Source organism: Streptomyces sp. NPDC051104 (genome assembly GCF_040682835.1).
In the GTDB taxonomy this organism is placed as follows: Bacteria; Actinomycetota; Actinomycetes; order Streptomycetales; family Streptomycetaceae; genus Streptomyces; species Streptomyces cynarae.
Map to the genome: position 1 here is coordinate 1 of NZ_JBFBBS010000026.1, position 21,273 is coordinate 21,273.

The window sequence follows — 21,273 nt, forward strand, 5'->3', positions numbered from 1 at the left end:
GCTCGAAGAGCTTGGGGGTGGGGGTCCCCCCTGCTCGAGCGAAGCCGAGAGCTTGGGGGAGTGCCGGGCGTCGCGACGGGGCGAACGTCGCCTGTCGGGGCACTAGGTCTGCCCAGGCCCAGGGGTGCCGTTGTCGACGTTCGCGTCGAGCTGCGGTCCGAGTTCCCGCACCACGGTCCTCAGGGCCCGGTCGTCCCGTTCGGCGCGGGCGATCAGCAGGGCGCCCTCCAGGGCGCTGATCATGAGCGTCGCGAGTGGTGCCGCCCGGGCCGCCGGGACTCCCATGTCCGTCAGCGCCTCGGCGACCGGGCGCGTCCAGTGGGCGAACGCCGCGGCGGCCGCCGCGCGCGTGGAGTCGGTGGACTGTGCGCAGTCCACGGCCGCCGCGGCCACCGGGCAGCCGCCCTCGAAGCCGGTCCTGGCGTATTCGTCCGTCCACTGCCGGACCATCTCGGCGAACAGCCCGCTCGGGGTCGGCTCGCCCATCGACGCGAGGAAGCGGGCGATCCGCTTGGCGGCGTACCGGCCGGCCCACTCCACCGCCTCGTTGACGAGCTGCTCCTTGCCGCCGGGGAAGTAGTGCTGGAGCGAGCCGCGCGGCGCCCGCGCGTGCGCGGCGACGTCGCGCATACCGGTCGCGGTGACGCCGTCGCGCCGGATCAGCTGGGCCGCGCTGAAGACCATCCGCTCGCGTGGCCCGCGCTCGGGCACCGCCATCGTGACCTCCGTCTCGACACTTCGGCACCCACCCTATGACCGGTGTCATAAGGCCCGCTACTATGACCGCTGTCATAACTCATGACGACGCCTCGCAAGGAGGGCGGTCCCCATGGACGTCGGCTTCATCGGTCTCGGGGTCATGGGTCAGCCGATGGCGCTCCGGCTGGCCCGGGCCGGCACCCCGCTCCTGGTCTGGAACCGCACGGCCGCCCGCACCGAGCCGCTGCGCGCGGCCGGCGCCGAGGTGGCGGCGGATCCCGCCGAGGTGTTCGCGCGGACGGACATCGTGATCCTCATGCTGGCCGACGACCTCGCGATCGACGCCACCCTGGGCCGCGGCACCCCGGACTTCGCGACCCGCGTCGCCGGACGCGTCGTGGTCCACATGGGCACGACGTCGCCCGGATACTCGCGCGCCCTCGAGGCCGATGTGCGCGCGGCGGGCGGGCGCTATGTCGAGGCACCGGTCTCCGGGTCCAGGGTGCCCGCGGAGAACGGGCAGCTGGTGGCGATGCTGGCCGGGGACGACTCGGCCGTGGAGGTCGTACGGCCGCTGCTGGCACCCCTGTGCCGGGAGACGTTCGTCTGCGGTGCCGCGCCGAACGCCGTGCTGATGAAGCTCTCGGTCAACCTGTTCCTGATCACGCTGGTGACCGGGCTGTCGGAGGCGTACCACTTCGCGGACCGGCACGGCCTGGACCGGCGGCTCTTCCTTGACGTCCTGGACGCGGGCCCGATGGCCAGCGGGGTGTCCCGTATGAAGGCGCCGAAGCTGTACGCCCGCGACTTCACGGTGCAGGCGGCGGCCCACGACGTCCTGAAGAACAACCGGCTGATCGCCGAGGCCGCCCGCAAGGCGGGGGTCGCCTCCCCGCTGCTCGACGTCTGCCACGCCCTGTTCGAGGAGACCGTGACGCTGGGCCACGGCCACGAGGACATGGTGGCCGTCCTGCGCGCGATCGAGTCACGGACGCAGGACGGCCTCCACGGTTAGCCGAGGTTCGCCCCCTTGGGGATGCCGTATGCGCGTTCGACGCGCAGGTGCAGCACCAGGCGGCGGTCGCGGACCATGGCGGCGCGGTACTCGTCCCAGTCGGGGTGCTCGCCCAGGACGTCGCGGTAGAGCCGGATGAGCTCCTCGACCGTCGCGTCGTACGGGTCCTTCGCGACGGGCGAGAGTTCGGCGGTGCCCTCGACGACCGTGTACGCCCGCCGGTCGGCGCTGGTGACATGGTAGGAGGCCCTGGCATCCCGGCGCAGATTGCGGGTCTTGGCGCGGTCGTCGGTGATCGAGACCCGGATGATCCGCTCGCCGGGGTCATAGGCGTGGCTGACATTCGACAGCTGGGGCCGACCGTCCCGCTTGAGGGTGACCAGCACCCCACCGTGCCCTTCGGAGAGCAGCGCGAGCAGCGCGTTCTGTGTCCCGTCCTGAGTCATACCCGGGTCAACTGCCCGGGCCGAGCTGCGCATTCCCGAGTGGGCGCTGTCTACGCACGTCTGGTGGGCACCCTCTGCGCCGGGGCGGCGTGGCGATCGGGGTGGCCCCGGGATCAGCTGGGTAATGAGCAGTTACCTGCTGCAGGAGGGTGCTCGGCCCCGCCCCGGGGCGGACCGCTCCGCCAAGGAGGGACCGGCCCCGGTCCGTGGCGGAGCATGAAAGGTTGGACCCGGAAGCCCGGGACCGCACCGGGAGAGACCGGAGGAGAACGATGGGACACCTGCGGCAGGAGGTCGAGCCGGAGGAGGCCGGCCTCGACCCGAAGGCGCTGGCCCGCCTCGACCAGCACTTCGCACACCAGGTGGACGACGGCCGGCTGCCCGGCTACCTGGTGGCCCTCTCCCGGCACGGCCGCATAGCCCACCTCACCACGTACGGACACCGGGACGTCGCCGAGCGGCTCGCGGTGGAGACAGACACCTTGTGGCGGATGTACTCGATGACCAAGCCGGTCACGTCCGTCGCCGCGCTGATCCTGATGGAGGAGGGCCGCTTCGGGCTGGACACGCCCGTCGCCGACTTCCTGCCGGCGTTCGCCGAGCCGCGGGTGTACGTCGACGGCACCGGCCGGGCCGTCCGGACCCGCCCCGCACAGCGGCCCATCCTGGTCCGCCATCTGCTCACGCACACGGCCGGCCTGACGTTCGGCTTCTACCACACGCATCCCGTGGACGCGCTGTACCGGGAGGCGGGCATCGACTCGTCCGTGGTGCCCGGCACGGACCTCGCGCAGACCTGCGAGGTGTACGCGCGGCTGCCGCTGCAGTTCGAGCCGGGCACGCAGTGGAACTACTCGGTGGCGACCAACGTCCTGGGCCGGCTCGTAGAGGTCGCCTCGGGCCGGGACCTGGACGCCTTCCTCGCCGAGCGGATCTTCGGGCCGCTGGGCATGGACGACGCTGGCCTGCACGTCACCGAGGACCGGGCGCCGCGCCTCGCGGAGCTGTACGGCGAGACGGAGAGCGGCGGCATCACCCCGATACCCGGTCTGCCGCTGCACGGCCGGCCCCGTTTCCTCTCGGGCAGCGGCGGCATGGTGGCGTCGGCGTACGACTACCACCGCTTCATGGAGTTCCTGCGCCGCCGCGGCGAACTGGACGGCACCCGGCTGCTGACCCCCGCCACGGTCACCGCGATGACCTCGAACCACCTCCCGGACGACGCCGATCTGCGGTCGTACGGCAGCCGGGTGCACCACAAGCCCGGCAAGGCGGGCCTCGGTTTCGGCCTGGGCGTCTCCGTCGTCACCGACCCGGAACTCACCCGGTCCCCGGCGGTGCGAGGCGCGTTCGGCTGGAGCGGGGTGGCCACCACCACGTTCTGGGTGGACCCGCAGCACGACCTGACGGTCCAGTTCCTCACCCAGTTGCGGCCCACCGGCTCGCACACGGTGTACCCGGAGCTGAAGCAGCTCGTGCACGAGGCCCTGCCGGGAAGCGTCAGGTCCGCAGCAGGGCCCAGCAGGTAGTCCAGCAGGTAGTGGCCCCGCCAGGTCTGCCCGGAGCCGGCCCGTACGTCGAGGACTCAGACATCGCCCCGCTCCTCTCCCCCGGCGCCGAGTGCCCGGACCGCCGCGTCGAAGTGCTCCCGGCAGCGGCCCCAGGCGCCGCCCACCTCGAAGTCCAGCAGCAGCGGGGTGAGCGCGGCCGAGAAGTCGGTGCTGGCCTCCAGGGGCAGCAGGGACGGGAGGTTGTCGATGGCGATGAGGTCGAGCACGGGGTGCTCACGCAGTCGGCGTACCGGGTGGTCCCAGTCGGTCGGGGTGTCGTAGACCGGCAGGAGGTTCAGGGGCGAGCCGACGTCGGCCGTCACGTCGCACAGGGTGCGCAGCCGACGTCCGGGGTCGTCGAGGTCCTTGTCCGTGAGGAAGGGCGGGACGGGCCGGGTCGTCAGGACGGTGTTGACCATCAGCTCGTGGGCGAGCAGGGCCTGACGGTCCAGGTTCCGGGTCTCGGCCAGATCCCAGCAGGTGGGGTCGGCGCCCGCGACGCCGAGCGCGACCCGGGCTCCGCGTCCGCTGCGGCCGAGGGCGCCGATCACCAGCGCCCTCACCTCGCCCGAGGCGGCGCGCAGTTGTTCGTCCAGCTCCTCCTTGGACGTCGGCCGCAGCGGCGCGGTCAGCCGGCCCCGGTGCTGGAGCAGGGCGAGGGCGGCGCCCAGGTATCCGGCCCAGTAGCCGAACGCGACGAGCCGCCGCCCGTCCTCGTCCACCAGGTACTCCAGGTCCAGCAGGGCGCCACCGCCGGCGACGAACCGGCGCAGCAGGGCCTCGGCGCCCGGCTGCCCCTTGTAGGCGTGCCCGAAGAACAGGTGACGGTGCACCAACGCGGACGGTTCGTCGGGGAGTTCCTTCAGACCGGCGATCAGCGCCTCGGGAGGCGCCGACACCCAGGAGCCCGGCTCGGCGACACGGCAGCCCACCTGCTCGTACGCCTCGGCCGGGAACACCCGCTGCGGGGAGTCCTCGACCGTCACGGTCCCGCCGCTCTCGACCAGGCGCCGGGCGTCGGACGGCACGATCGGTGTGCGCCGTTCGGTGGTACGGGACTCGTGGCGGAGCCACAGGTGGAGTGCGGTCATACGCGGTTGACCTCCGGGCGCGGGGCGTCGGCGGCGAAGCGTCCGACGCTCACGGGGCTGACGTCGACGAAGGGTACGCGCCCCGGGAGGAGATCCCTCAGGATCTCGTAGACGGCGGGTCCCCGCGGGAGGCCGTGGCCACCGCGATGGATGGACCGACGGGAGCGGAGTGCGCGGCGGCCGGCGCCGGACGGCCGCCGCGCGGGCCGCTCACGAGGACTGCACCACCGCGTCCAGGTGGGGCAGGTAGTGGTCGAGCCGCTCCCGCTTGGTGCGCAGGTAGGTGATGTTGTTCTCGCACGGCGGTATCAGCAGCGACACCTGCTCGTCGACCTTGATGCCGTGCCGCAGCAGCGCATCGCGCTTGCGCGGGTTGTTGGAGAGCAGGCGCACGGACCGTACGCCGAGGTCGTGCAGGATCTCCGCCGCGACCCGGTAGTCGCGGGCGTCCACCGGCAGACCGAGGGCGAGGTTGGCCTCGACGGTGTCCAGGCCCTCCGACTGGAGCTTCATCGCGCGCAGTTTGGCCAGCAGGCCGATGCCGCGGCCCTCGTGGCCGCGCAGGTAGACGACGATGCCGCGGCCCTCGGCCACGACCTGCCTCAGGGCGGTGGAGAGCTGGGGTCCGCACTCGCAGTGCGTGGAGCCGAAGGCGTCCCCGGTCAGGCACTCGGAATGCAGGCGGACGAGCATGCCCTCTTCCTCGATGTCGCCAAACACCAGCGCCACTTGTTCGTCGCCGCGGTCGTGGTCGAGGTAGCCGACGGCCTGGAAATCACCGTACTTGGTGGGCAGGGGCGCATTCACGACTCGGGTGATCCCGGTGGGCACGTTCGCGATCCGGGTGACTCCCGAGGAGGCATTCCCGCCGAGCACGCCGTCAATGTCTGTCATGATCTGATTCCTATCTGGTAAGCGCAGGCGGTACGAGACGAAAGGCCGTGAAAAGATGAGCGGTCCGGGAACTGCGGACACTGCCGGGGGCCACGCCGCGGGTGTACTGCCGTCGGACACCTCGCGGGACGTGCGGGAGCGGGCGGAGGGCCCGCACCGTCAGGTGGCCGTCCTTCCCGTGGGCAGTTTCGAACAGCACGGTCCGTACCTTCCGTTGGCGACCGACACGCTGGTCGCCTGCGCGATCGCCCGCGAGCTGGCCGCCGCGTATCCGGTTCACCTCCTTCCTCCGGTGACGATCTCCTGCTCGCACGAGCACGCGGCGTGGCCGGGAACGGTGAGCATCTCCTCCGTCACTCTCCATGCGGTGGTACGGGACATCGCCGCGTCGCTCGAACGCTCGGGCGTCGGGGCCCTGGTCCTGGTCAACGGTCACGGCGGTAATTACGTCCTCGGCAATGTCGTCCAGGAGGGCAATGCCGTCCGGGATTCCTCGGGCAGCGGTGTGCGGATGGCGCTTTTCCCGGCCCCGGAGGACTGGGAGGCTGCCCGGGAACGGGCCGGGGTGCGCACCTCGCTGCTCAGCGACATGCATGCCGGGGAAATCGAGACCTCCATTCTTCTGCACTGTCATCCCGAATTGGTCAGGCCTGGTCACGAGACCACGGATTTCATCGCCGACGACCGACGGCATCTGCTCACCCTCGGTATGTCGGCCTATACGGAGTCCGGTGTCATCGGGCGTCCTTCGCTGGCTTCCGCGGACAAGGGGAAGCAGTTGCTCGCGACGCTCGCGGAGTCCTTCGAGCCGTATTTCTCCCTGGTCGGGTCGGACGGCGACGAGGACGGTGTGACACATCGCCGGTGACCCCGCGTCAGGAAGGACGCGGGGGCGCAGCGGGTGCGGCGGGTGTGCGGACGGGGGGCGCGGAGCGCGTGGGGGATACGCTCCGCGCCCGGTACGGGGGGCCGGGAGGGTGCCGCGGGGGCCTGGTCCTCCTCGGCGGCGTTCTCCGTCGCGGTGCGCGGGTGCCGCAGACCCGTGTACCAGCGGGCGAGGAGGACGAGCAGGCCGGGCAGGCTCGCCACGAAGCTGAGGACGCCGTAGACGACCGCGACGCCCAGCCCGGTGTCCGCGCCGAGGCCCGCCGCGCCGAAGGCCCAGGCGGTGACGCCCTCCCGGGGGCCGAAGCCGCCGATGTTCAGCGGCAGGCCCATCGCGATGAGCGCGAGCAGGGCCAGGGGCAGCAGCGTGACCGGGGAGGCGTGCGATCCCGCGACCCGCGCGGCCACCAGGAACATCAGCAGGTGCCCGGCGAGCACGACGACGGACGACAGCAGGACGGAGGGCCAACTCCCCCTCGCCAGCAGGGCGGTGCGCGCCTCGGCGAGCGCGGCGCCGAGAGCCCGGCGCCGGCGGGAGGGGCGCGGGGCGCGGCCCATGCGGACGGCCACGACGATGGCGAGCGCACCGAGCGTGGCGAGCGCCGTCAGTCCGGCCAGATGACGGGCCTGGGTGAGCACCGGCGAGGGCAGCGTGAGCAGGACCGGCACGCCCACCGCCACCAGGGCGACCTGGCCGGCGGTGCGTTCCAGGACCACGGCGCGGACGCCGCGGCCGACGTCACCGGCGCTCTGCCCGTGCCGCACCGCGCGGTGCACGTCGCCGAGCACGCCGCCGGGGAGCGCCGCGTTGAGGAACAGGGCGCGGTAGTAGTCGGCGACGGCGGCGCCGAGCGGCAGCCCCATGCCGAGCGCGTGGGCGACCCGGCACCAGCGCCAGGCGCTGAACACGGTGGTCAGCAGGCCGATCCCGAGCCCGGCGAGAAGGGTCGGCACATCGATCCGCCGCAGCCCGTCGAGCAGCACCCCGGTCCCGAGCCGCCACAGCAGCACCCCGAGGATGAGCGCCCCGGCGACGGTCCCGAAGTGGGTGCGCAGGGCCCGGCGGCGCGGGGGTGCCTCGGTGTGGGCGGCGACCGCCACGGGGACGGTTTCCGTCACCGGCACGCGCACCTCCTCCGCCGCCGTCGCCAAGGCCGCCGTCCGCCTCGTCATCACGCGCCTCCCGTCGGGCGGGGCAGGACCAGTACGTCGCTGTGGTGGACCGTCACGCGAAGATCGCCGGCCGCGCAGGCAGCCAGGCGGTCCCGCAGATACGTCTCTGCCCGGGCCGCTAGGTCAGGGCGCTGCTCCGCGGCCGCACCGACCCAGCCGTGCAGCCACTCCTGCGTCAATTCCCGCTGCTCGGCGCCCAGTCGCCAGGGGCTCGGATGGACCCGTACGCTCGCGCCGAGCCGGTCGAAGGCCTCGCAGGCCGCGCCCACCGCGTCGGGGCCGAGGAGGTCACCGCGCCGCTGGTGGGCGTTGAACGCCTCGCCGATCTCCCGGTCCAGGGGGTGCTCGGGCGTCAGTTCCACACGGCCCACGACGGACAGCGTCAGCAGCGCCGGGCAGCCCGCGCCCACGCAGGCCCGGGCGAGCGTGTCGATCTCCTCGGCGGTGAGCACGTCCAGCAGCGCGGACGCGGTCACCAGCGACGCCCCGGTCAGCGCGTCCGCCGTGAGCCGCCCGATGTCGCCGCGCTGGGTGGTGACCGTCACCGGGCTGCCGTCGGCCGCCGCGCGGGGCGCCCCCACCGAGGCGAAGTGCAGCAGGTAGGGGTCCCGGTCGTGCAGCACCCAGTGCTGGGGGCCGTCGAGCAGCGGGGCGAGCCAGCGGCCCATGGAACCGGTGCCGCAGCCCAGGTCGTGCACGATCAGCTCGGTGCCGTGCCGGGGCCGGTTCGCGAGGCGGATCCGCAGCGGGTCGAGCAGGTCGTGCGCCCGCGCCTCCGCGTCGGCGGGCTCCCGCAGCCTCAGCCACTGCGGGGCGTATCGCGGCACCTCGGTCTCGCCGCCGCCGGGCGCGGGGATCGCGGGGAGCACCCCGGGCCCCGGTTCCGGGGACGTCTCGGACCCCGCCTCCGATGTCGTACCCGTGCTCATGCCGCCCTCCGAGGGTCGTGCAGCCGGCCCAGCACACCCGCCAGGCTGCGTGCCGTGGTCGCCCAACCGTCCAGTGCTGCCCGGCGGCCGCGCGCGGAGGCCTTGAGCCGGCGCCGTACGTCCGCCTCGCCGAACCAGCCGCGCAGCTCGGCGGCGATCGCGGCGGGGTCCTCCGGCGGGACGAGGATGCCGGGCACCCCGCCGTCCGGCGCGCGCCCCACCGCCTCGGGCAGGCCGCCGACATCGGTGGCGAGGACAGGGATGCCGCGCGCCAGGGCCTCGGTGACGGCCATGCCGTACGTCTCGGCGTACGAGGTGAGGACCATGAGGTCGGCGGAGGCGTAGCTCGCCTCGAGTTCGGCACCGGACCGCGGTCCGGCCAGGTGCAGCCGGTCGGCCAGGCCGTGTTCGTCGATGAGGGCGCGCAGCCGCTCCACGTACTCCGGGTCGTGGCCGAGCCCGCCCACGCACACGCACGTCCACGGCAGATCCTTGACGGTGGCGAGGGCCTCGATGAGCCGGTGCTGCCCCTTGCGGGGGGTCACGGCGGCGACGCACAGCAGCCGGGAGACGCCGTCGGTGCCGGGGGCGAGGGGCGCGATGTCGGCGCCGGGCGCGGCGACATGGACCCGCTCGGGGGCGAGCCCGTGGTGGGAGACGAGTCGGCGCACCGCCCAGTCGCTGGTGGCGATCACGGCGGGCACGGCCCGCACGGTGGCGCGCTCCTTGGCGTCCAGTTCGGCCGCGGTCTCGGGGTCGAGACCGGTCTCGTCGCCGAGCGACAGGTGCACCAGGACGGCGAGGCACAGACGTTCGGCCTCGGGCACGATGATCTCGGGGACGCCACAGGCGACCAGGCCGTCCAGCAGGACGACCGTGCCGTCCGGTAGGTCACGCAGCGTACGGGCGAGTTCGGCCCTCGCCTGCGCGCCGGGCCGGGGCCAGGAGCCCTCGACCAGGTGCCTTTCCACCTGCCAGCCGAAGCCGGGCAGGTCCAGGCAGACCCGGCGGTCGTAGGCGTTGCCGCCACTTGGGGTGGCCGGGTCGTCGACGCCGCCCGGCATCACGAAGTGCACGGTGCGCAGGGACATGGGGATGATGTCGGCGTTCCTGAGGGCCGTGTTCTGCACGGGCACATAGCCGAGACGGGGCTGGGCCGGCTGCCCGGCGGTGTTCACGGACGCGTGGTCGACGGTCGTGTCGGTCACAGGGCACGCTCGTAACTCGCCCAGGCGATGTGTGACTCGTGCAGCGTGACGGTGATGCCGGCGATGCCGCGGGCGCTCTCGCCCAGGGCGCCCTTGTGGATCCGTTCGGCGAGGCGGTCGGCGATCACCTTGGCCAGGAACTCCGTCGAGGTGTTGGTGTTCGCGAAGTCCGGCTCGTTGTCGAGGTTGCGGTAGTTGAGCTCGCTCACCACCGCGCCCAGCTCCTGCGTGGCCAGTCCGATGTCGACGACGATGTTGTCGTCGTCCAGCTCGGCGCGACGGAAGGTGGCGTCCACGAGGAACGTCGCTCCGTGCAGGCGCTGCGCGGGTCCGAAGACCTCGCCGCGGAAGCTGTGGGCGATCATCAGGTGATCGCGGACGGTGATGCTGAACAACGGACGACCCTCCAGGTGCGGTGCGTCTGGTCCCCTTCCGGGGTATGCCGTGTAGTACGGCTGACCCCTCCGCGTTGTTCAGCTGCCCGTTCTCCTTGTTCGGAGGTTCCTGGGGAATTCCTTGGGAGTTCGCCCCAAGAGCGGGCAACTCGGGCGGGGCGGGACTCAGTCGGTGGGATACAGGATGCGGTGGCACAACCCCTTGAGCTCACCACGGGTCAGCCGTGGCAGCACGTCGGGGAGGTCTTCGAAGGGGGACTCGCCGGTGACGAGCGCGTCGAACGCGGGGTCGGCGAGCAGGTCGAGGGCGAGGGCCATGCGGTCGGCGTAGACACGTCCGGTGCGGGCGCGCGGCGAGACGGTGCCGACCTGGCTGCTGCGGATCGTGAGGCGGCGCGAGTGGAAGGCCTCACCGAGCGGCAGGGTGACGCGCCGGTCGCCGTACCAGCTGAGTTCGACGACGGTGCCCTCGGGCGCGAGGAGTTCCAGGGAGCGTACGAGACCCTGTTCACTGGCGCTGGCGTGGACGACGAGGTCGCAGTCGCCGAGGGCGTCCTCGGGCGGGGCGAAGTCGACGCCGAGCGCGCGGGCGGTCGCGGCGCGCTCCGGGTCGGCGTCGACGAGCTGCACGCGGACGCCGGGGTGGCGGGCGAGGAGGGCGGCGACGGAGCATCCGACCATGCCGCCGCCGACGACCGCGATCCGGTCGCCGAGTTGCGGGCCCGCGTCCCACAGGGCGTTGACGGCGGTCTCGACGGTGCCGGCCAGGATGGCGCGGTGGGCGGGCACGGCGTCGGGGACGACGGTGACGGCCGAGGCGGGGACGACGTACCGGCTCTGGTGCGGATAGAGGCAGAAGACGGTCCGTCCGACCAGCTCGTCCCGCCCCTGCTCCACCTGCCCGACACTCAGATAGCCGTACTTCACGGGGGCCGGGAAGTCGCCCTCCTGGAACGGGGCACGCATGGCGGCGTGCTGGCTCTGAGGCACACCGCCGCGGAAGACGAGGGTCTCGGTGCCGCGGCTGACACCGGAGTACAGCGCGCGCACCAGCACGTCGCCGTCGCCGGGCTTCGGCAGCTCCACGTCCCGCAGCTCCCCGTGGCCCGGCGAGCGCAGCCAGAAGGCGCGAGCTGTGAGGTCCATGTGCGTCTCCCTGAACGATCCGGCGTTTCACCACGTACGCAGCTACGAGAAGTCGCGCACAAGGTACGCGCGAAGATCGAATCTGTCACTTGGCCGGAGGGTGAGCGGTGGCCCTGAACCACACATACGAGGCGAGGCTCTTGCAGCAGGAGACGACCGTGGGGGCGGGCGTGCAGGTACTGCTGCTGACCTTGCTGGGCACGGCGATCGGCATGGGTCCGGCCGGCTGGCTGACGGGCCTGGCGTTCGCGCTCGCCACCTGGGCCGTGCTCACCCGGGCCGTGCTCCGCTCCCGGCTCAGCTCGTTCGGCCCGGCCAACCGGGTGACGCTGGGCCGGGCGATCCTGGTCGGTGGGGTGACGGCGCTGGTCGCGGACTCGTTCGAGAGCGCGCCCCCGGTGACGGTGTTCGTGGGGCTGACGGCGGTGGCGCTGATCCTGGACGGCGTGGACGGCAAGGTGGCCCGGCGCACGGGCACGTCGACGGCGCTGGGCGCGCGTTTCGACATGGAGGTCGACGCGTTCCTGATCCTGGTGCTGAGCGTGTACGTGTCGATGGCGCTGGGCCCGTGGGTGCTGCTGATCGGGGCGATGCGGTACGTGTTCGTGGCGGCGGCCCGGGTGCTGCCGTGGCTGAACGGCGAACTGCCGCCGAGCATGGCCCGCAAGACGGTGGCGGCGGTGCAGGGCGTCGCGCTGCTGGTGGCCGCGTCGGGCCTGCTGCCGTACGCGGCGGGCGTGGGGGTCGTCGGGTGCGCGCTGGCGTCGCTGGTGTGGTCGTTCGGGCGGGACGTGCTGTGGCTGTGGAGCGTGCGGGGCGGCGCGACGGTGGGGACGACCGCCGAGGTGGTGGTGGAGCCGGTCGCGGAACTGGTGGCGGGCGGCTGACCGGCGCCATCGCCTCAGGTCGTCAGGCGGTGGCCCTCGGGCCGTCGAGCCGTGCGATGCGGGCCACGTTCTCCCGGTCCTCGGGGTCCTCGCTGGGGCGGGCGGCGAACCAGGCGTCGAGGATCTCCTTCAGGAGCGGCTCGGAGGTCAGGCGCAGGCTGAGCGCGAGCACGTTGGCGTCGTTCCAGCGGCGGGCGCCGTCCGCCGAGTACGCGTCCGTGCACAGCGCCGCCCGTACGCCCGGCACCTTGTTCGCGGCGATCGACGCGCCGGTGCCGGTCCAGCAGCACACGACCGCCTGGTCGGAGGTGCCGTCGGCGACCTCGCGGGCCGCCGCCTCGGAGCACGCGGCCCACTGCGGGTCGTCCCCGGCGCGCAGCGCCCCGTGCGTGAGCACGTCGTGGCCACGGCCGCGCAGTTCGGCGACCAGGCTGCGGGCCACGGGTTCGTCCATGTCCGAGGAAACGGAGATCCGCATGTCTCGGAGGGTACCCGCTCACACCCATCCGGTGGTTCCGCCGGCCTGCGGGGTACTCGGCCCCCGGACCGAGGCGGAAGGAGCCGGACGTGGGCGGCAGCGATCGGCTGCGGGAGTACCGCGGCAAACGTGACTTCGACCGGACCGCCGAGCCCCGGGGGGACACGGCGGCATCCGGCGCGGAGCCTCACTTCGTGGTGCAGATCCACGACGCGAGCACCCTGCACTTCGACTTCCGGCTCCAGGTGGGCGACGTCCTCAAGTCCTGGTCCATCCCCAAGGGCCCGTCCGCCGATCCCGGCGACAAGCGGCTCGCCGTGCCCACCGAGGACCATCCGCTGGCCTACGAGGACTTCGAGGGCGTCATTCCTGCGGGCGAGTACGGGGGCGGCACCGTGATCGTCTGGGACCGCGGCACCTATCAGCCGCTCAGCCACGACCGGCGCGGGCGCCCCGTGCCCTTCGAGGAGTCGCTGGAGCACGGGCACGCCACGTTCCGGCTGGACGGGTCGAAGCTGCACGGCGAGTACGCGCTCACCCGGTTCCGCGGCGGCAAGAGGGGCGGCGAGCAGGAGGCCTGGCTGCTGGTGAAGGCGGGGCGTGCCGGCTCCGGCGGCCACGGGACGCCCGACCCGCGCCGCGCCCGGTCGGTCCGCAGTGGACGCACACTCGCGCAGGTGGCCGCGGACGGCGGTGAGGGGTGAGGGGCCATGAACGGCCTCCTTCAGGCGCTGCCCGCCGAGCAGCGCGAGCTGGTCGGCGCGGCGCGCCCCGGCACCGAACTCGCCGCCCGGCCCATGCTCGCCACGCTCAGCGATCGGCGCGACTTCCCCGGCGGCGGAAAGTGGATCTTCGAGCGGAAGCTGGACGGCGTCCGCGTGCTCGCGGTGCGCGAGGGCGACCGGGTCGTACTGCTGTCCCGTTCGGGCCATCGCCTCAACGCCACGTATCCGGAGATCGTCGACGCGCTCGCCGCCCAGAGCTGCGCGGACTTCACCGTCGACGGCGAGATCGTCGCTCTCACGCACGGCCGCACCGACTTCTCCCTCCTCCAGCGGCGCATGGGGCTGACGCGGCGGCGGGACGTCGAGGCGAGCGGGGTCGCCGTCACCTACTACCTCTTCGACCTGCTGCGGCTGGAGGGAGCGGACACCCGGCGGCTGCCGCTGCGCACCCGCAAGTCGCTGCTGCGCCGTGCGCTCGCCTACCGGGCCCCGCTGCGGCTGACCACCCACCGCAACGAGGGCGGCGCCGAGCTGCTGGCCGCGTCGTGCGCCCGGGGGTGGGAGGGGCTGATCGCCAAACGGGCCGACAGCACGTACCAGTCGCGCCGTTCCACGGACTGGCTCAAGCTCAAGTGCTCCCTGGGCCAGGAGTTCGTCATCGGCGGCTACACCGAACCGGCCGGCAGCCGGGTCGGCCTCGGTGCCCTGCTGCTCGGCTACCACGAGGACGGCCGCCTGCGCTACGCCGGCAAGGTCGGCACCGGCTTCGACCGCCGCGCCCTGCTCGCCCTGCGCGCCCGCCTCGACGAACTGACCGCCTCCGCCTCGCCGTTCACCGATCCGGTGCGCGAGAGGGGTGCGCGGTGGGTGCGCCCCGAGCTGGTCGCCCAGATCGCGTTCACGGAGTGGACGAGGGACGGCATGCTGCGCCACCCACGGTTCCTGGGCCTGCGGGAGGACAAGCGGGCGAGCGAGGTGGTCCGCGAGCGTGCGTAGCGTTGTAGCTGCGGGCGGTCGTGCACATACGTGACTGCGGGCAGTCGTCAACGTAAGTAGCCTGCGGGCAGGCGTGCCTCCCCCAGAGCCTTGACGGCCTGGGGCGACCCCAGGGGCGGCACGGGTGGGCGCTGAGGGTACCCCCTGCTCGAAGAGCTTGGGGAAGGCACCCGGCCGGCGCCGGGAAGCGTGCCCCACCTCCGGCCCGCCCCGGCGCCGGGCAACTGGTGACCGCCGGGCCACGTCACGTACCCGACGTGGCAGCCTCCCGCTCCGGACGCGAAACGGCTCGCAGCGCACCCGCGGTGCGCAACGCGCGCCTGCCGGGCACCAACAGCGCGGCCAGCGCAGCGCCAAGGCACAGCACCCCCAGCAGACCGAAGCCATGCGTGTACCCGGAGCCGTACGGCAGCCCCGTCGGCTGCAACCGACCCGTCACCAGCACACTGGTGACCGCCGCGCCGATGGAGCCGCCGATCGTCCGGATGTTGGCGTTCATTCCGGTCGCCGCACCGGTCTGCTCGGCCGGAACGCTGCCGACGATCAGGTTGGCCATGGAGGCGAAGGCCAGTCCGATGCCGAAGCCGAACACACCCGCGACGAGAGCCACCTGCCACTGCGCGTCGTGCCACAGGGTGAGGAACCCGCAGGCGACCGCACCCAGCGCGGCCCCCGCCGTGAGCAGCGCCTTGGCTCCCACCACCGGCTCCAGGCGGCCGCTCAGCACGCCGGAGACGAACATGGCCACCAGCATGGGCAGCATGAGCAGCCCGGACGCGGTGACGGACGCGCCGAAGCCGTATCCGGCGGCGCGGGGCGTCTGCACGAAGGCGGGCAGGAAGGACCAGATCGCGTACATGCCCGCGCCGAACAGCAGCGCGGCGGTGTTGGTCGTCCACACGGCGGGCAGCCGCAGGACGCGCAGATCGATGAGCGGGCTGCGGGAACGCGCCTCGGCCGACAGCCACAGCGCGAACAGCACGGCGGCGGCGAGGAAGAGACCGATCACCGGAGCCGATCCCCAGCCCCACCTGGTCGCTTGGCTGAGCGGCAGCAACAGCGCCACCAGCCACGCGGACAGCAGGACGGCTCCGAGCCAGTTGACGCGTCCCTCGGCACGGCTCGGCGACTCGGGCACGAAGCGCGCGGCGATCAGCGTGGTGACGGCGACGACGGCGACCGGGATCCAGAACAGCCAGCGGTAGTCGAGCGCGGAGACGATGGGACCGGCCGCCACGATGCCCACGCCGCCACCGGCGGCGATCACGGCGGACAGGTCGCTGATGCTGCCGCTCACCTCGGCCGGGGCGAACTCGTCCCGGATGATGCCGAACGACAGCGGGAACAGCGCGCCGCCGGCGCCCTGGACGACCCGGGCGACGATCAGCACGCCGATGTTCGGCGCGAGCGCGGCGAGCAGACAGCCGGCCAGCAGCGTCAGCAGCACGGCGACGAGTGTGCGTTTCCTTCCGACGAGGTCGCCGACCCGGCCGAGGATCGGTGTGAAGACCGAGGCCGACAACAGGTACGCCGTCATCACCCAGGTCGCGGTGGACTGCGAAGTGTGCAGCGCGTGCTGGACGGTCGGCAGGGCCGGCGCGATCAGTGACTGCAACATGGAGAACACGCCCGCACCGGTCGCGAGGACCGCGAAGGTGAGGCGGGTGGACTTCCGGGGCATGAAAAGCCTCTCCGAACAGGGCGCGGCCGAGATCTTCCGGCCGCGGTCGTAGGACTCCGTCGCGCCGCAGGGCAACGTGGAGCACGCCGACGGCCGCGGGGAGCGGTCGCGGAGCGGATGGACTGGACGGACGGGCGGTGCGATCGGCGCAGGGCCCGCGGTACGAGGTCATGGGGTACGAGGCCGACGCGGGGGCGTGCGGCCGCACGCGCCCAGGGCGGGCGCACCCCGACTGCTAAAGTGGAGGTGCGCCTCCACTGTAACGGAGGCATACCTCCGCTTCAACCCGTCCGGCTCCGGGAGGCAGCAGTGACGACCCCGCCGTTCCCCGTCAGTGAGATCGTGGCGTCCCAGCGGCCGCACCGTAAGGACGCCGCCCGCAACTACGACGCCCTGATCGCCGCCGCCCGCGAGGCCTTCGCGGAGCACGGCGCGGAGGCGTCCCTGGAGGACATCGCGCGCCGCGCGGGCGTCGGGATCGGCACGCTGTACCGAAACTTCCCCACCCGCCGCCACCTCTTCGAGAGCGTCTACGCGGGCGAGGTGAACGACCTGTGCCGGGTGGCGCGGGAGGTCGCGGACCGTGAGCCGTGGGAGGCACTCACCTCGTGGCTGCGCCGGTTCGTGGACTACACGGTGACCAAGCGGGCGATCCGCGAGGCGATGGACGACGAGTCGGAGATCTTCCTGGCGTGCCGGGAGTCCATGTACCGGGCGGGCGGCCCGCTCTTCGAGCGCGCGCAGCAGGGCGGCGAGGCGCGCACGGACATGACCTTCGACGACCTGCTGCGGATGGTCGCCGGCATCACGGCGACGAACTTCCTGGACGACGCCCAGCGGGACCGGGTCCTGACCGTGGCCCTGGACGGGGTGCGGGCCGCCGGCGCCTGACCGTGCTCAGGCGCCGGACCGCGGGCTTGGCGGCACCGGAAGGAAGCGTTCGCGGATCTGGCCCGGGTCCTGGTCAGAGGGGGCTCCTGGTCAGAGGGGGCCGGCCCCGCTCCGCCGCCGGCCCGCCCGGCACCTTCCCCCGCCTCCCTGAGGCAACCGACCGAGAGGACCTACGCGGCGCCGGCGATTCCTCAAAGCCCGCCGACCACCGTTACTACACCCGGTTCAGAAGCACGCACTCAGCTGTTCCAGCTCTCGTCGTACGGGTCGCCGGGGGTCGCGACCGGCTTCGCCCGTATGACGTCGAGGTAGGGGATGATCCCGCCGTTGACGGGGTCCTCGGTGCGCTTCGCCGTGTAGGTGCCGGTGACGTCGAGCCAGGAGTCCGGCTGCAGGACGGGCGGCAGCTTGCCGGTCAGGCCGATCTTGACCGGCTGGGCGTCGGCGGCGCAGCAGTTGAGGGCCATGCGGACCAGGTAGGGCGCCCCCGTGTGGTCCAGGGCGACGAACCCGGTGATCTCCACCCTCCGGCCGCGAAGGGAGCGTCCGTGGCCGTACGCCGCGCGGCCCGCGTAGTCCACCAGGCCGAGCCTGACCGGGTCGCCGGACGGCAGGGCCGGATAGGCCAGGGGCTGCTGGAGGGCCGTACCGGAGCGCACGGCGCTGTAGGAGCCGAGCGCGGGCGGGGCGACCAGGATGAGCGCGAACAGGGGGAGCACGAGGAGCCAGGAGATCCGCGGCTCGCGGTGGGCGTGGCCGTGGCCGTCGGCGTGTTCGTCATGTTGGTCGTGTGCCTCGCCGCCGGGGTGCCTCCGGGCCGCCCGCGTGCGGCGCAGCTCGTACCAGAAGGTGGCGGCCGCCGCCACGATCAGGACGGCGCCGGCCGCGAGCAGCAGCGGCTGCAGGCCCGCCTTGACGTAGCGCAGGTACAGGCTGGTGGTCCCGGCGTGCAGCAGTGCCCCGCCGACCAGGAACAGGACGGCCGCTTGCGCCTGTCGGTTCACAGCAGCACCGCCCCGGTCAGGACCGACACCAGGATCGCCAGCGCGAAGGTGGCCGGCGCGAACCGCAGTGCGAAGGAGCGGCCGAAGGTGCCGGCCTGCATCGCGAACAGCTTCAGGTCGATCATCGGCCCGACCACCAGGAACGCCAGCCGCGCGGTCAGCGAGAACTGCGACAGCGAGGCTGCCACGAACGCGTCGGCCTCGGAGCAGATCGACAGCAGCACCGCGAGCACGGAGAGCGCGAGGACCGCCACCACCGGGTTGCCGGCCGCCGTCCGCAGCCAGCTCGCCGGCGCCACGGCCTTGAGGGTCGCCGCGGCCATCGCGCCGACGACCAGGAAGCCCCCGGCGTGCATCACGTCGTGCCGTACGGATCCCCAGAACGCGGCCCCCTTGCTCTGCCCTTCGTACGACGCCCGGGCCGGCGGCCGCAGCCAGTCGGTGCGGCCGAGCCGCTGCCACAGCCAGCCCATCGCGCACGCCACCAGCAGGCTCGCCAGGAACCGGGCGAGGACCATCTCCGGGTCACGCGGGAAGGCCACGGCGGTGGCGGTCAGTACGATCGGGTTGATCGCGGGCGCGGACAGCAGGAAGGCCAGCGCCGCCGCGGGCGTCACCCCCCGGCGCACCAGCGCCCCGGCGACCGGCACCGAGGCGCATTCGCAGCCGGGCAGGACCGCCCCGGCCATCCCTGCGACGGGCACCGCGAGGGCGGGCCGTTTCGGCAGCGCTCGGGCGAAGAACGACGGCGGGACGAACACCGCGAGCGCCGCGGACAGCAGTACGCCGAGGACGAGGAACGGCAGCGCCTGGACGACCACCGCGAGGAACACGGTCATCCAGCTCTGCATCACCGGGGCGCCCAGCGCCCGGCGGATCGGACCCTGCCCGACGACCAGCACGAGCAGCAGCAGGGTCAGGCCGAGGGAGGAGTTGAACTGCCAGCCCTGCGAAGGCTCCTCGTCGTGACCCCGGTCGACCGGGGCCGGAGGCGCTTTGACGACGGTCACGGGCGGGGTACCTCCGGAAAGGGGCGGGCGGCGCGGGGGGCTTCCCCTCCCCATCTGTACGAAGTCCCGGGCGCGGTGTCTCACCGCGGACCCGGGACTTTGCCGCTCAATGACCTTCAGCCGTCACCGGCCGCTGCCGTAAGCCGGTTTCGGCTGTCCCCCGGCGGCCGGGACGTGCCGGCGGCGGGGGAGGGACGGCAGGCTCGGCACGGTCAGGAACCCCTCGGCCCGTGCGCTGGCGATACCGATGCGCGGTATGTCGCGGGTGTTCTCGAACAGCAGGAAGCGGGGCTCCCAGACCGGCCGGTACTTGGCGTTGGCCCGGTACAGGGACTCGATCTGCCACCAGCGGGAGAAGAACGTCAGCACCGACCGCCAAAGCCGCAGTACGGGGCCGGCGCCGAGACGGGAGCCGCGTTCGAAGACGGCGCGGAACATGGCGAAGTTGAGCGACACCCGCTCGATGCCGAGGTCGCGGGCGCGCAGCAGCAGCTCGATGACCATGAACTCCATCAGGCCGTTCTCGCAGTCGCGGTCGCGGCGCATCAGGTCGAGGGAGAGGCCGTGCTCGCCCCAGGGGACGAAGCTGAGCACGGCCCGCGGCTCGCCCTCGCTGTCGCGGCACTCCAGCATCATGCAGCACCCGTCGGCGGGGTCGCCGAGGCGGCCGAGGGCCATGGAGAAGCCGCGCTCGGTGGCGCCGTCGCGCCAATGGTCGGCCTTCTCGATCAGCTCGGCCATCTCGGACTCGGGAATGTCCCCGTGGCGGCGGATGGTCACGGTGTACCCGGCGCGCCGGACCCGGTTGTGCGCCTGCCGCACGACCCGCATCGCGCGTCCCTCGAGGCTGAAGTCGGCGACCTCCACGATCGCCTCGTCACCCAGTTCGAGGGCATCCAGTCCGTGCCGGGCGTAGATCGTGCCGGCCTCTTCACTCGCGCCCATGACGGCGGGCGTCCAGGCGTGCCGACGGGCCTCCTCCAGCCACACCTCGATGGCGCCGGGCCAGGCCTCGGGGTCGCCGATCGGGTCGCCGGAGGCGAGGGTGACGCCGCCGACCACCCGGTAGGCGATGGCGGCCTTGCCGCTCGGGGACCAGATCACGGCCTTGTCGCGGCGCAGCGCGAAGTAGCCGAGGGAGTCCCGCTCGCCCTGCTTGGCGAGCAGTTCGCGCAGCCGTCGCTCGTCCTCCTCGCCGAGGAGCTCGCGGCCGCGGGGCGCGCGGAAGCAGGCGTACAGGACGAGGAGGAAGGTCGCCGCGGTCAGGACGTTGATGGTGATGTCCACCCAGCGGGGGGCGTGCACATGCTCGATGTGGTCGGCGAGCGGGCCGACGCTGACGCCGCGCAGCAGCGCGTACACGATCTTGTCCGCGAGAGAGGCCGAGGCTTCGGTGTGCGCCTTGTTGGTGGCGTCCACCAGCAGGGTGCCGATGCCGCCGCTGACGACGATGCCGCAGGCGGCGACGATCAGCGCGAGCTTGGGGTTGGAGCGGTCGCCCACGGCCCGGAACTCCTTGCGGCCGAGCAGCAGCGCGGCCACGAACAGGCCGGTGAGCAGGGCGGAGATCCAGTTGAAGACGTGCCGGTTGTACTGGTGCTGGGTCAGGGCTGCCACGTAGAGCGCGAGCAGCGGGCCGGCGAGCAGGATGTTCGCGACCCAGGCCGCCCGCTTGCGGCGCCGCATGACCATGGCCAGGAACAGGGCGAGGACCGCCGAGACCAGTCCGGCGGTGGCCAGGTACGGGGTGAAGAACTGACCACCGTTGTGCTCGTGCACCTCCTCACGGAAGGGCAGCGAGACGACGGCCACGATGTTCAGCAGGGCCATCAGCCGCAGGTACCAGACCGTGGCGACGGCCGCCCCGGGACCCAGGCGCGCGGGCAGGGACGGGCCCTCCCCCGCCGCGCCCTGCGGGCGCCGGGCGCGCTGCTGGACGATCTCTGCTTGCTGCTGTGGGGGCACCGCGATGACTCACCTTGACGAGAGAGAGGCCGGAGCGACCGGCGTGGACGGAAGCACTCGCATCGACCCTATATTTCGTAGGGGTAACGGTGGATTTTCCTAGGGTAGGAGTCCGGCAAGGACGATCCCGTTCCCCGCGAACCCGGCAGGGCGGCGCGGAACGGCCGCCGGGGGGCCGACAGGTTCACCCGTACGAGAACCCCTG

General features: G+C 72.8%; 20 protein-coding genes and 2 pseudogenes. 7 read left to right on the plus strand and 15 right to left on the minus strand.

Annotated features, from left to right (window positions below; all coding sequences use genetic code 11):
* Window positions 1–102 precede the first annotated feature (102 nt).
* The gene (locus AB0N14_RS27875; RefSeq protein ID WP_366028464.1) at window positions 103–717 is read right to left on the minus strand and encodes a TetR/AcrR family transcriptional regulator; all 615 of its coding nucleotides are present in this window, start codon (window positions 715–717) and stop codon (window positions 103–105) included.
* Between the two features lie 112 nt (window positions 718–829).
* Here AB0N14_RS27875 and AB0N14_RS27880 point away from each other — a divergent pair, with 112 nt between their 5' ends.
* Window positions 830–1,714, plus strand: coding sequence for an NAD(P)-dependent oxidoreductase (locus AB0N14_RS27880; protein WP_366028465.1), 885 nt, complete (start codon window positions 830–832; stop codon window positions 1,712–1,714).
* Here the strand turns inward: AB0N14_RS27880 and AB0N14_RS27885 are convergent.
* Window positions 1,711–2,160: a PPOX class F420-dependent oxidoreductase gene (locus AB0N14_RS27885; RefSeq protein ID WP_366028466.1), complete on the minus strand. Its 450-nt coding sequence runs from the start codon at window positions 2,158–2,160 to the stop codon at window positions 1,711–1,713. The two genes, AB0N14_RS27880 and AB0N14_RS27885, sit on opposite strands and share 4 nt — an antisense overlap.
* 272 nt (window positions 2,161–2,432) lie before the next feature.
* Here AB0N14_RS27885 and AB0N14_RS27890 point away from each other — a divergent pair, with 272 nt between their 5' ends.
* Entirely contained in the window at window positions 2,433–3,689 is a 1,257-nt protein-coding gene (locus AB0N14_RS27890; RefSeq protein WP_366028467.1) for a serine hydrolase domain-containing protein, read from the plus strand.
* A 56-nt stretch (window positions 3,690–3,745) separates the two neighbouring features.
* Here the strand turns inward: AB0N14_RS27890 and AB0N14_RS27895 are convergent, their stop codons facing one another.
* From AB0N14_RS27895 to ribA, 3 genes and pseudogenes are all read right to left on the minus strand, one after another.
* Window positions 3,746–4,801, minus strand: a complete 1,056-nt coding sequence (locus AB0N14_RS27895; RefSeq protein WP_366028468.1) for a saccharopine dehydrogenase — start codon at window positions 4,799–4,801, stop codon at window positions 3,746–3,748.
* A pseudogene (locus tag AB0N14_RS27900) lies at window positions 4,798–4,941 on the minus strand (sarcosine oxidase subunit beta); the annotation flags it as partial. The gene AB0N14_RS27895 and the pseudogene AB0N14_RS27900, both read right to left, overlap by 4 nt.
* Window positions 4,942–5,011: 70 nt before the next feature.
* A complete protein-coding gene (ribA, locus tag AB0N14_RS27905) occupies window positions 5,012–5,695 on the minus strand; it encodes a GTP cyclohydrolase II (RefSeq protein WP_366028469.1) in 684 nt (227 codons plus the stop codon).
* A gap of 55 nt (window positions 5,696–5,750) precedes the next feature.
* Here ribA and AB0N14_RS27910 point away from each other — a divergent pair, with 55 nt between their 5' ends.
* Window positions 5,751–6,563, plus strand: a complete 813-nt coding sequence (locus AB0N14_RS27910) for a creatininase family protein (protein ID WP_366028470.1) — start codon at window positions 5,751–5,753, stop codon at window positions 6,561–6,563.
* A gap of 263 nt (window positions 6,564–6,826) precedes the next feature.
* Here AB0N14_RS27910 and AB0N14_RS27915 read toward each other — a convergent pair.
* The 5 genes and pseudogenes from AB0N14_RS27915 to AB0N14_RS27935 all read right to left on the minus strand — a co-directional run.
* A pseudogene (locus tag AB0N14_RS27915) lies at window positions 6,827–7,753 on the minus strand (lysylphosphatidylglycerol synthase transmembrane domain-containing protein); the annotation flags it as partial.
* The gene (locus tag AB0N14_RS27920; protein WP_366028471.1) at window positions 7,753–8,682 is read right to left on the minus strand and encodes a class I SAM-dependent methyltransferase; all 930 of its coding nucleotides are present in this window, start codon (window positions 8,680–8,682) and stop codon (window positions 7,753–7,755) included. The gene AB0N14_RS27920 and the pseudogene AB0N14_RS27915, both read right to left, overlap by 1 nt.
* Window positions 8,679–9,890 (minus strand): glycosyltransferase family 4 protein, encoded by a 1,212-nt coding sequence (locus tag AB0N14_RS27925; RefSeq protein ID WP_366028472.1) that lies wholly within the window; start codon window positions 9,888–9,890, stop codon window positions 8,679–8,681. Before AB0N14_RS27925 ends, AB0N14_RS27920 begins: the two co-directional genes overlap by 4 nt.
* Entirely contained in the window at window positions 9,887–10,285 is a 399-nt protein-coding gene (locus AB0N14_RS27930; RefSeq protein WP_351237621.1) for a 6-carboxytetrahydropterin synthase, read from the minus strand. The genes AB0N14_RS27925 and AB0N14_RS27930 overlap by 4 nt, the downstream gene beginning before the upstream one ends.
* Window positions 10,286–10,450: 165 nt before the next feature.
* On the minus strand, window positions 10,451–11,431 hold the full coding sequence (locus tag AB0N14_RS27935; RefSeq protein WP_366028473.1) for an FAD-dependent oxidoreductase: 981 nt from the start codon (window positions 11,429–11,431) through the stop codon (window positions 10,451–10,453).
* 107 nt (window positions 11,432–11,538) lie between these two features.
* Here AB0N14_RS27935 and AB0N14_RS27940 point away from each other — a divergent pair, with 107 nt between their 5' ends.
* Window positions 11,539–12,318, plus strand: a complete 780-nt coding sequence (locus AB0N14_RS27940; RefSeq protein ID WP_366028474.1) for a CDP-alcohol phosphatidyltransferase family protein — start codon at window positions 11,539–11,541, stop codon at window positions 12,316–12,318.
* Window positions 12,319–12,340: 22 nt separating this feature from the next.
* On the opposite strand, the gene AB0N14_RS27945 is transcribed toward AB0N14_RS27940, so the two are convergent.
* On the minus strand, window positions 12,341–12,796 hold the full coding sequence (locus AB0N14_RS27945; RefSeq protein ID WP_366028475.1) for an RpiB/LacA/LacB family sugar-phosphate isomerase: 456 nt from the start codon (window positions 12,794–12,796) through the stop codon (window positions 12,341–12,343).
* A gap of 89 nt (window positions 12,797–12,885) precedes the next feature.
* Here AB0N14_RS27945 and AB0N14_RS27950 point away from each other — a divergent pair, with 89 nt between their 5' ends.
* A complete protein-coding gene (locus AB0N14_RS27950; RefSeq protein ID WP_366028476.1) occupies window positions 12,886–13,500 on the plus strand; it encodes a DNA polymerase ligase N-terminal domain-containing protein in 615 nt (204 codons plus the stop codon).
* 6 nt (window positions 13,501–13,506) lie between these two features.
* On the plus strand, window positions 13,507–14,517 hold the full coding sequence (gene ligD, locus AB0N14_RS27955; RefSeq protein WP_366028477.1) for a non-homologous end-joining DNA ligase: 1,011 nt from the start codon (window positions 13,507–13,509) through the stop codon (window positions 14,515–14,517).
* Between the two features lie 244 nt (window positions 14,518–14,761).
* Here ligD and AB0N14_RS27960 read toward each other — a convergent pair whose 3' ends face one another.
* Window positions 14,762–16,198, minus strand: a complete 1,437-nt coding sequence (locus AB0N14_RS27960; RefSeq protein ID WP_366028478.1) for an MFS transporter — start codon at window positions 16,196–16,198, stop codon at window positions 14,762–14,764.
* 309 nt (window positions 16,199–16,507) lie between these two features.
* On the opposite strand from AB0N14_RS27960, the gene AB0N14_RS27965 reads away from it, so the two are divergent.
* Complete coding sequence (locus tag AB0N14_RS27965) at window positions 16,508–17,089, plus strand: helix-turn-helix domain-containing protein (protein ID WP_366028479.1); 582 nt, start codon at window positions 16,508–16,510, stop codon at window positions 17,087–17,089.
* A gap of 239 nt (window positions 17,090–17,328) precedes the next feature.
* Here the strand turns inward: AB0N14_RS27965 and AB0N14_RS27970 are convergent, their stop codons facing one another.
* The 3 genes from AB0N14_RS27970 to AB0N14_RS27980 form a co-directional block, all read right to left on the minus strand.
* Window positions 17,329–18,093: a TIGR03943 family protein gene (locus AB0N14_RS27970; RefSeq protein WP_366028480.1), complete on the minus strand. Its 765-nt coding sequence runs from the start codon at window positions 18,091–18,093 to the stop codon at window positions 17,329–17,331.
* Window positions 18,090–19,103, minus strand: a complete 1,014-nt coding sequence (locus AB0N14_RS27975) for a permease (protein ID WP_366028481.1) — start codon at window positions 19,101–19,103, stop codon at window positions 18,090–18,092. Before AB0N14_RS27975 ends, AB0N14_RS27970 begins: the two co-directional genes overlap by 4 nt.
* Window positions 19,104–19,226: 123 nt before the next feature.
* The gene (locus AB0N14_RS27980) at window positions 19,227–20,990 is read right to left on the minus strand and encodes a phosphatidylglycerol lysyltransferase domain-containing protein (RefSeq protein WP_366028532.1); all 1,764 of its coding nucleotides are present in this window, start codon (window positions 20,988–20,990) and stop codon (window positions 19,227–19,229) included.
* Window positions 20,991–21,273: the final 283 nt, after the last annotated feature.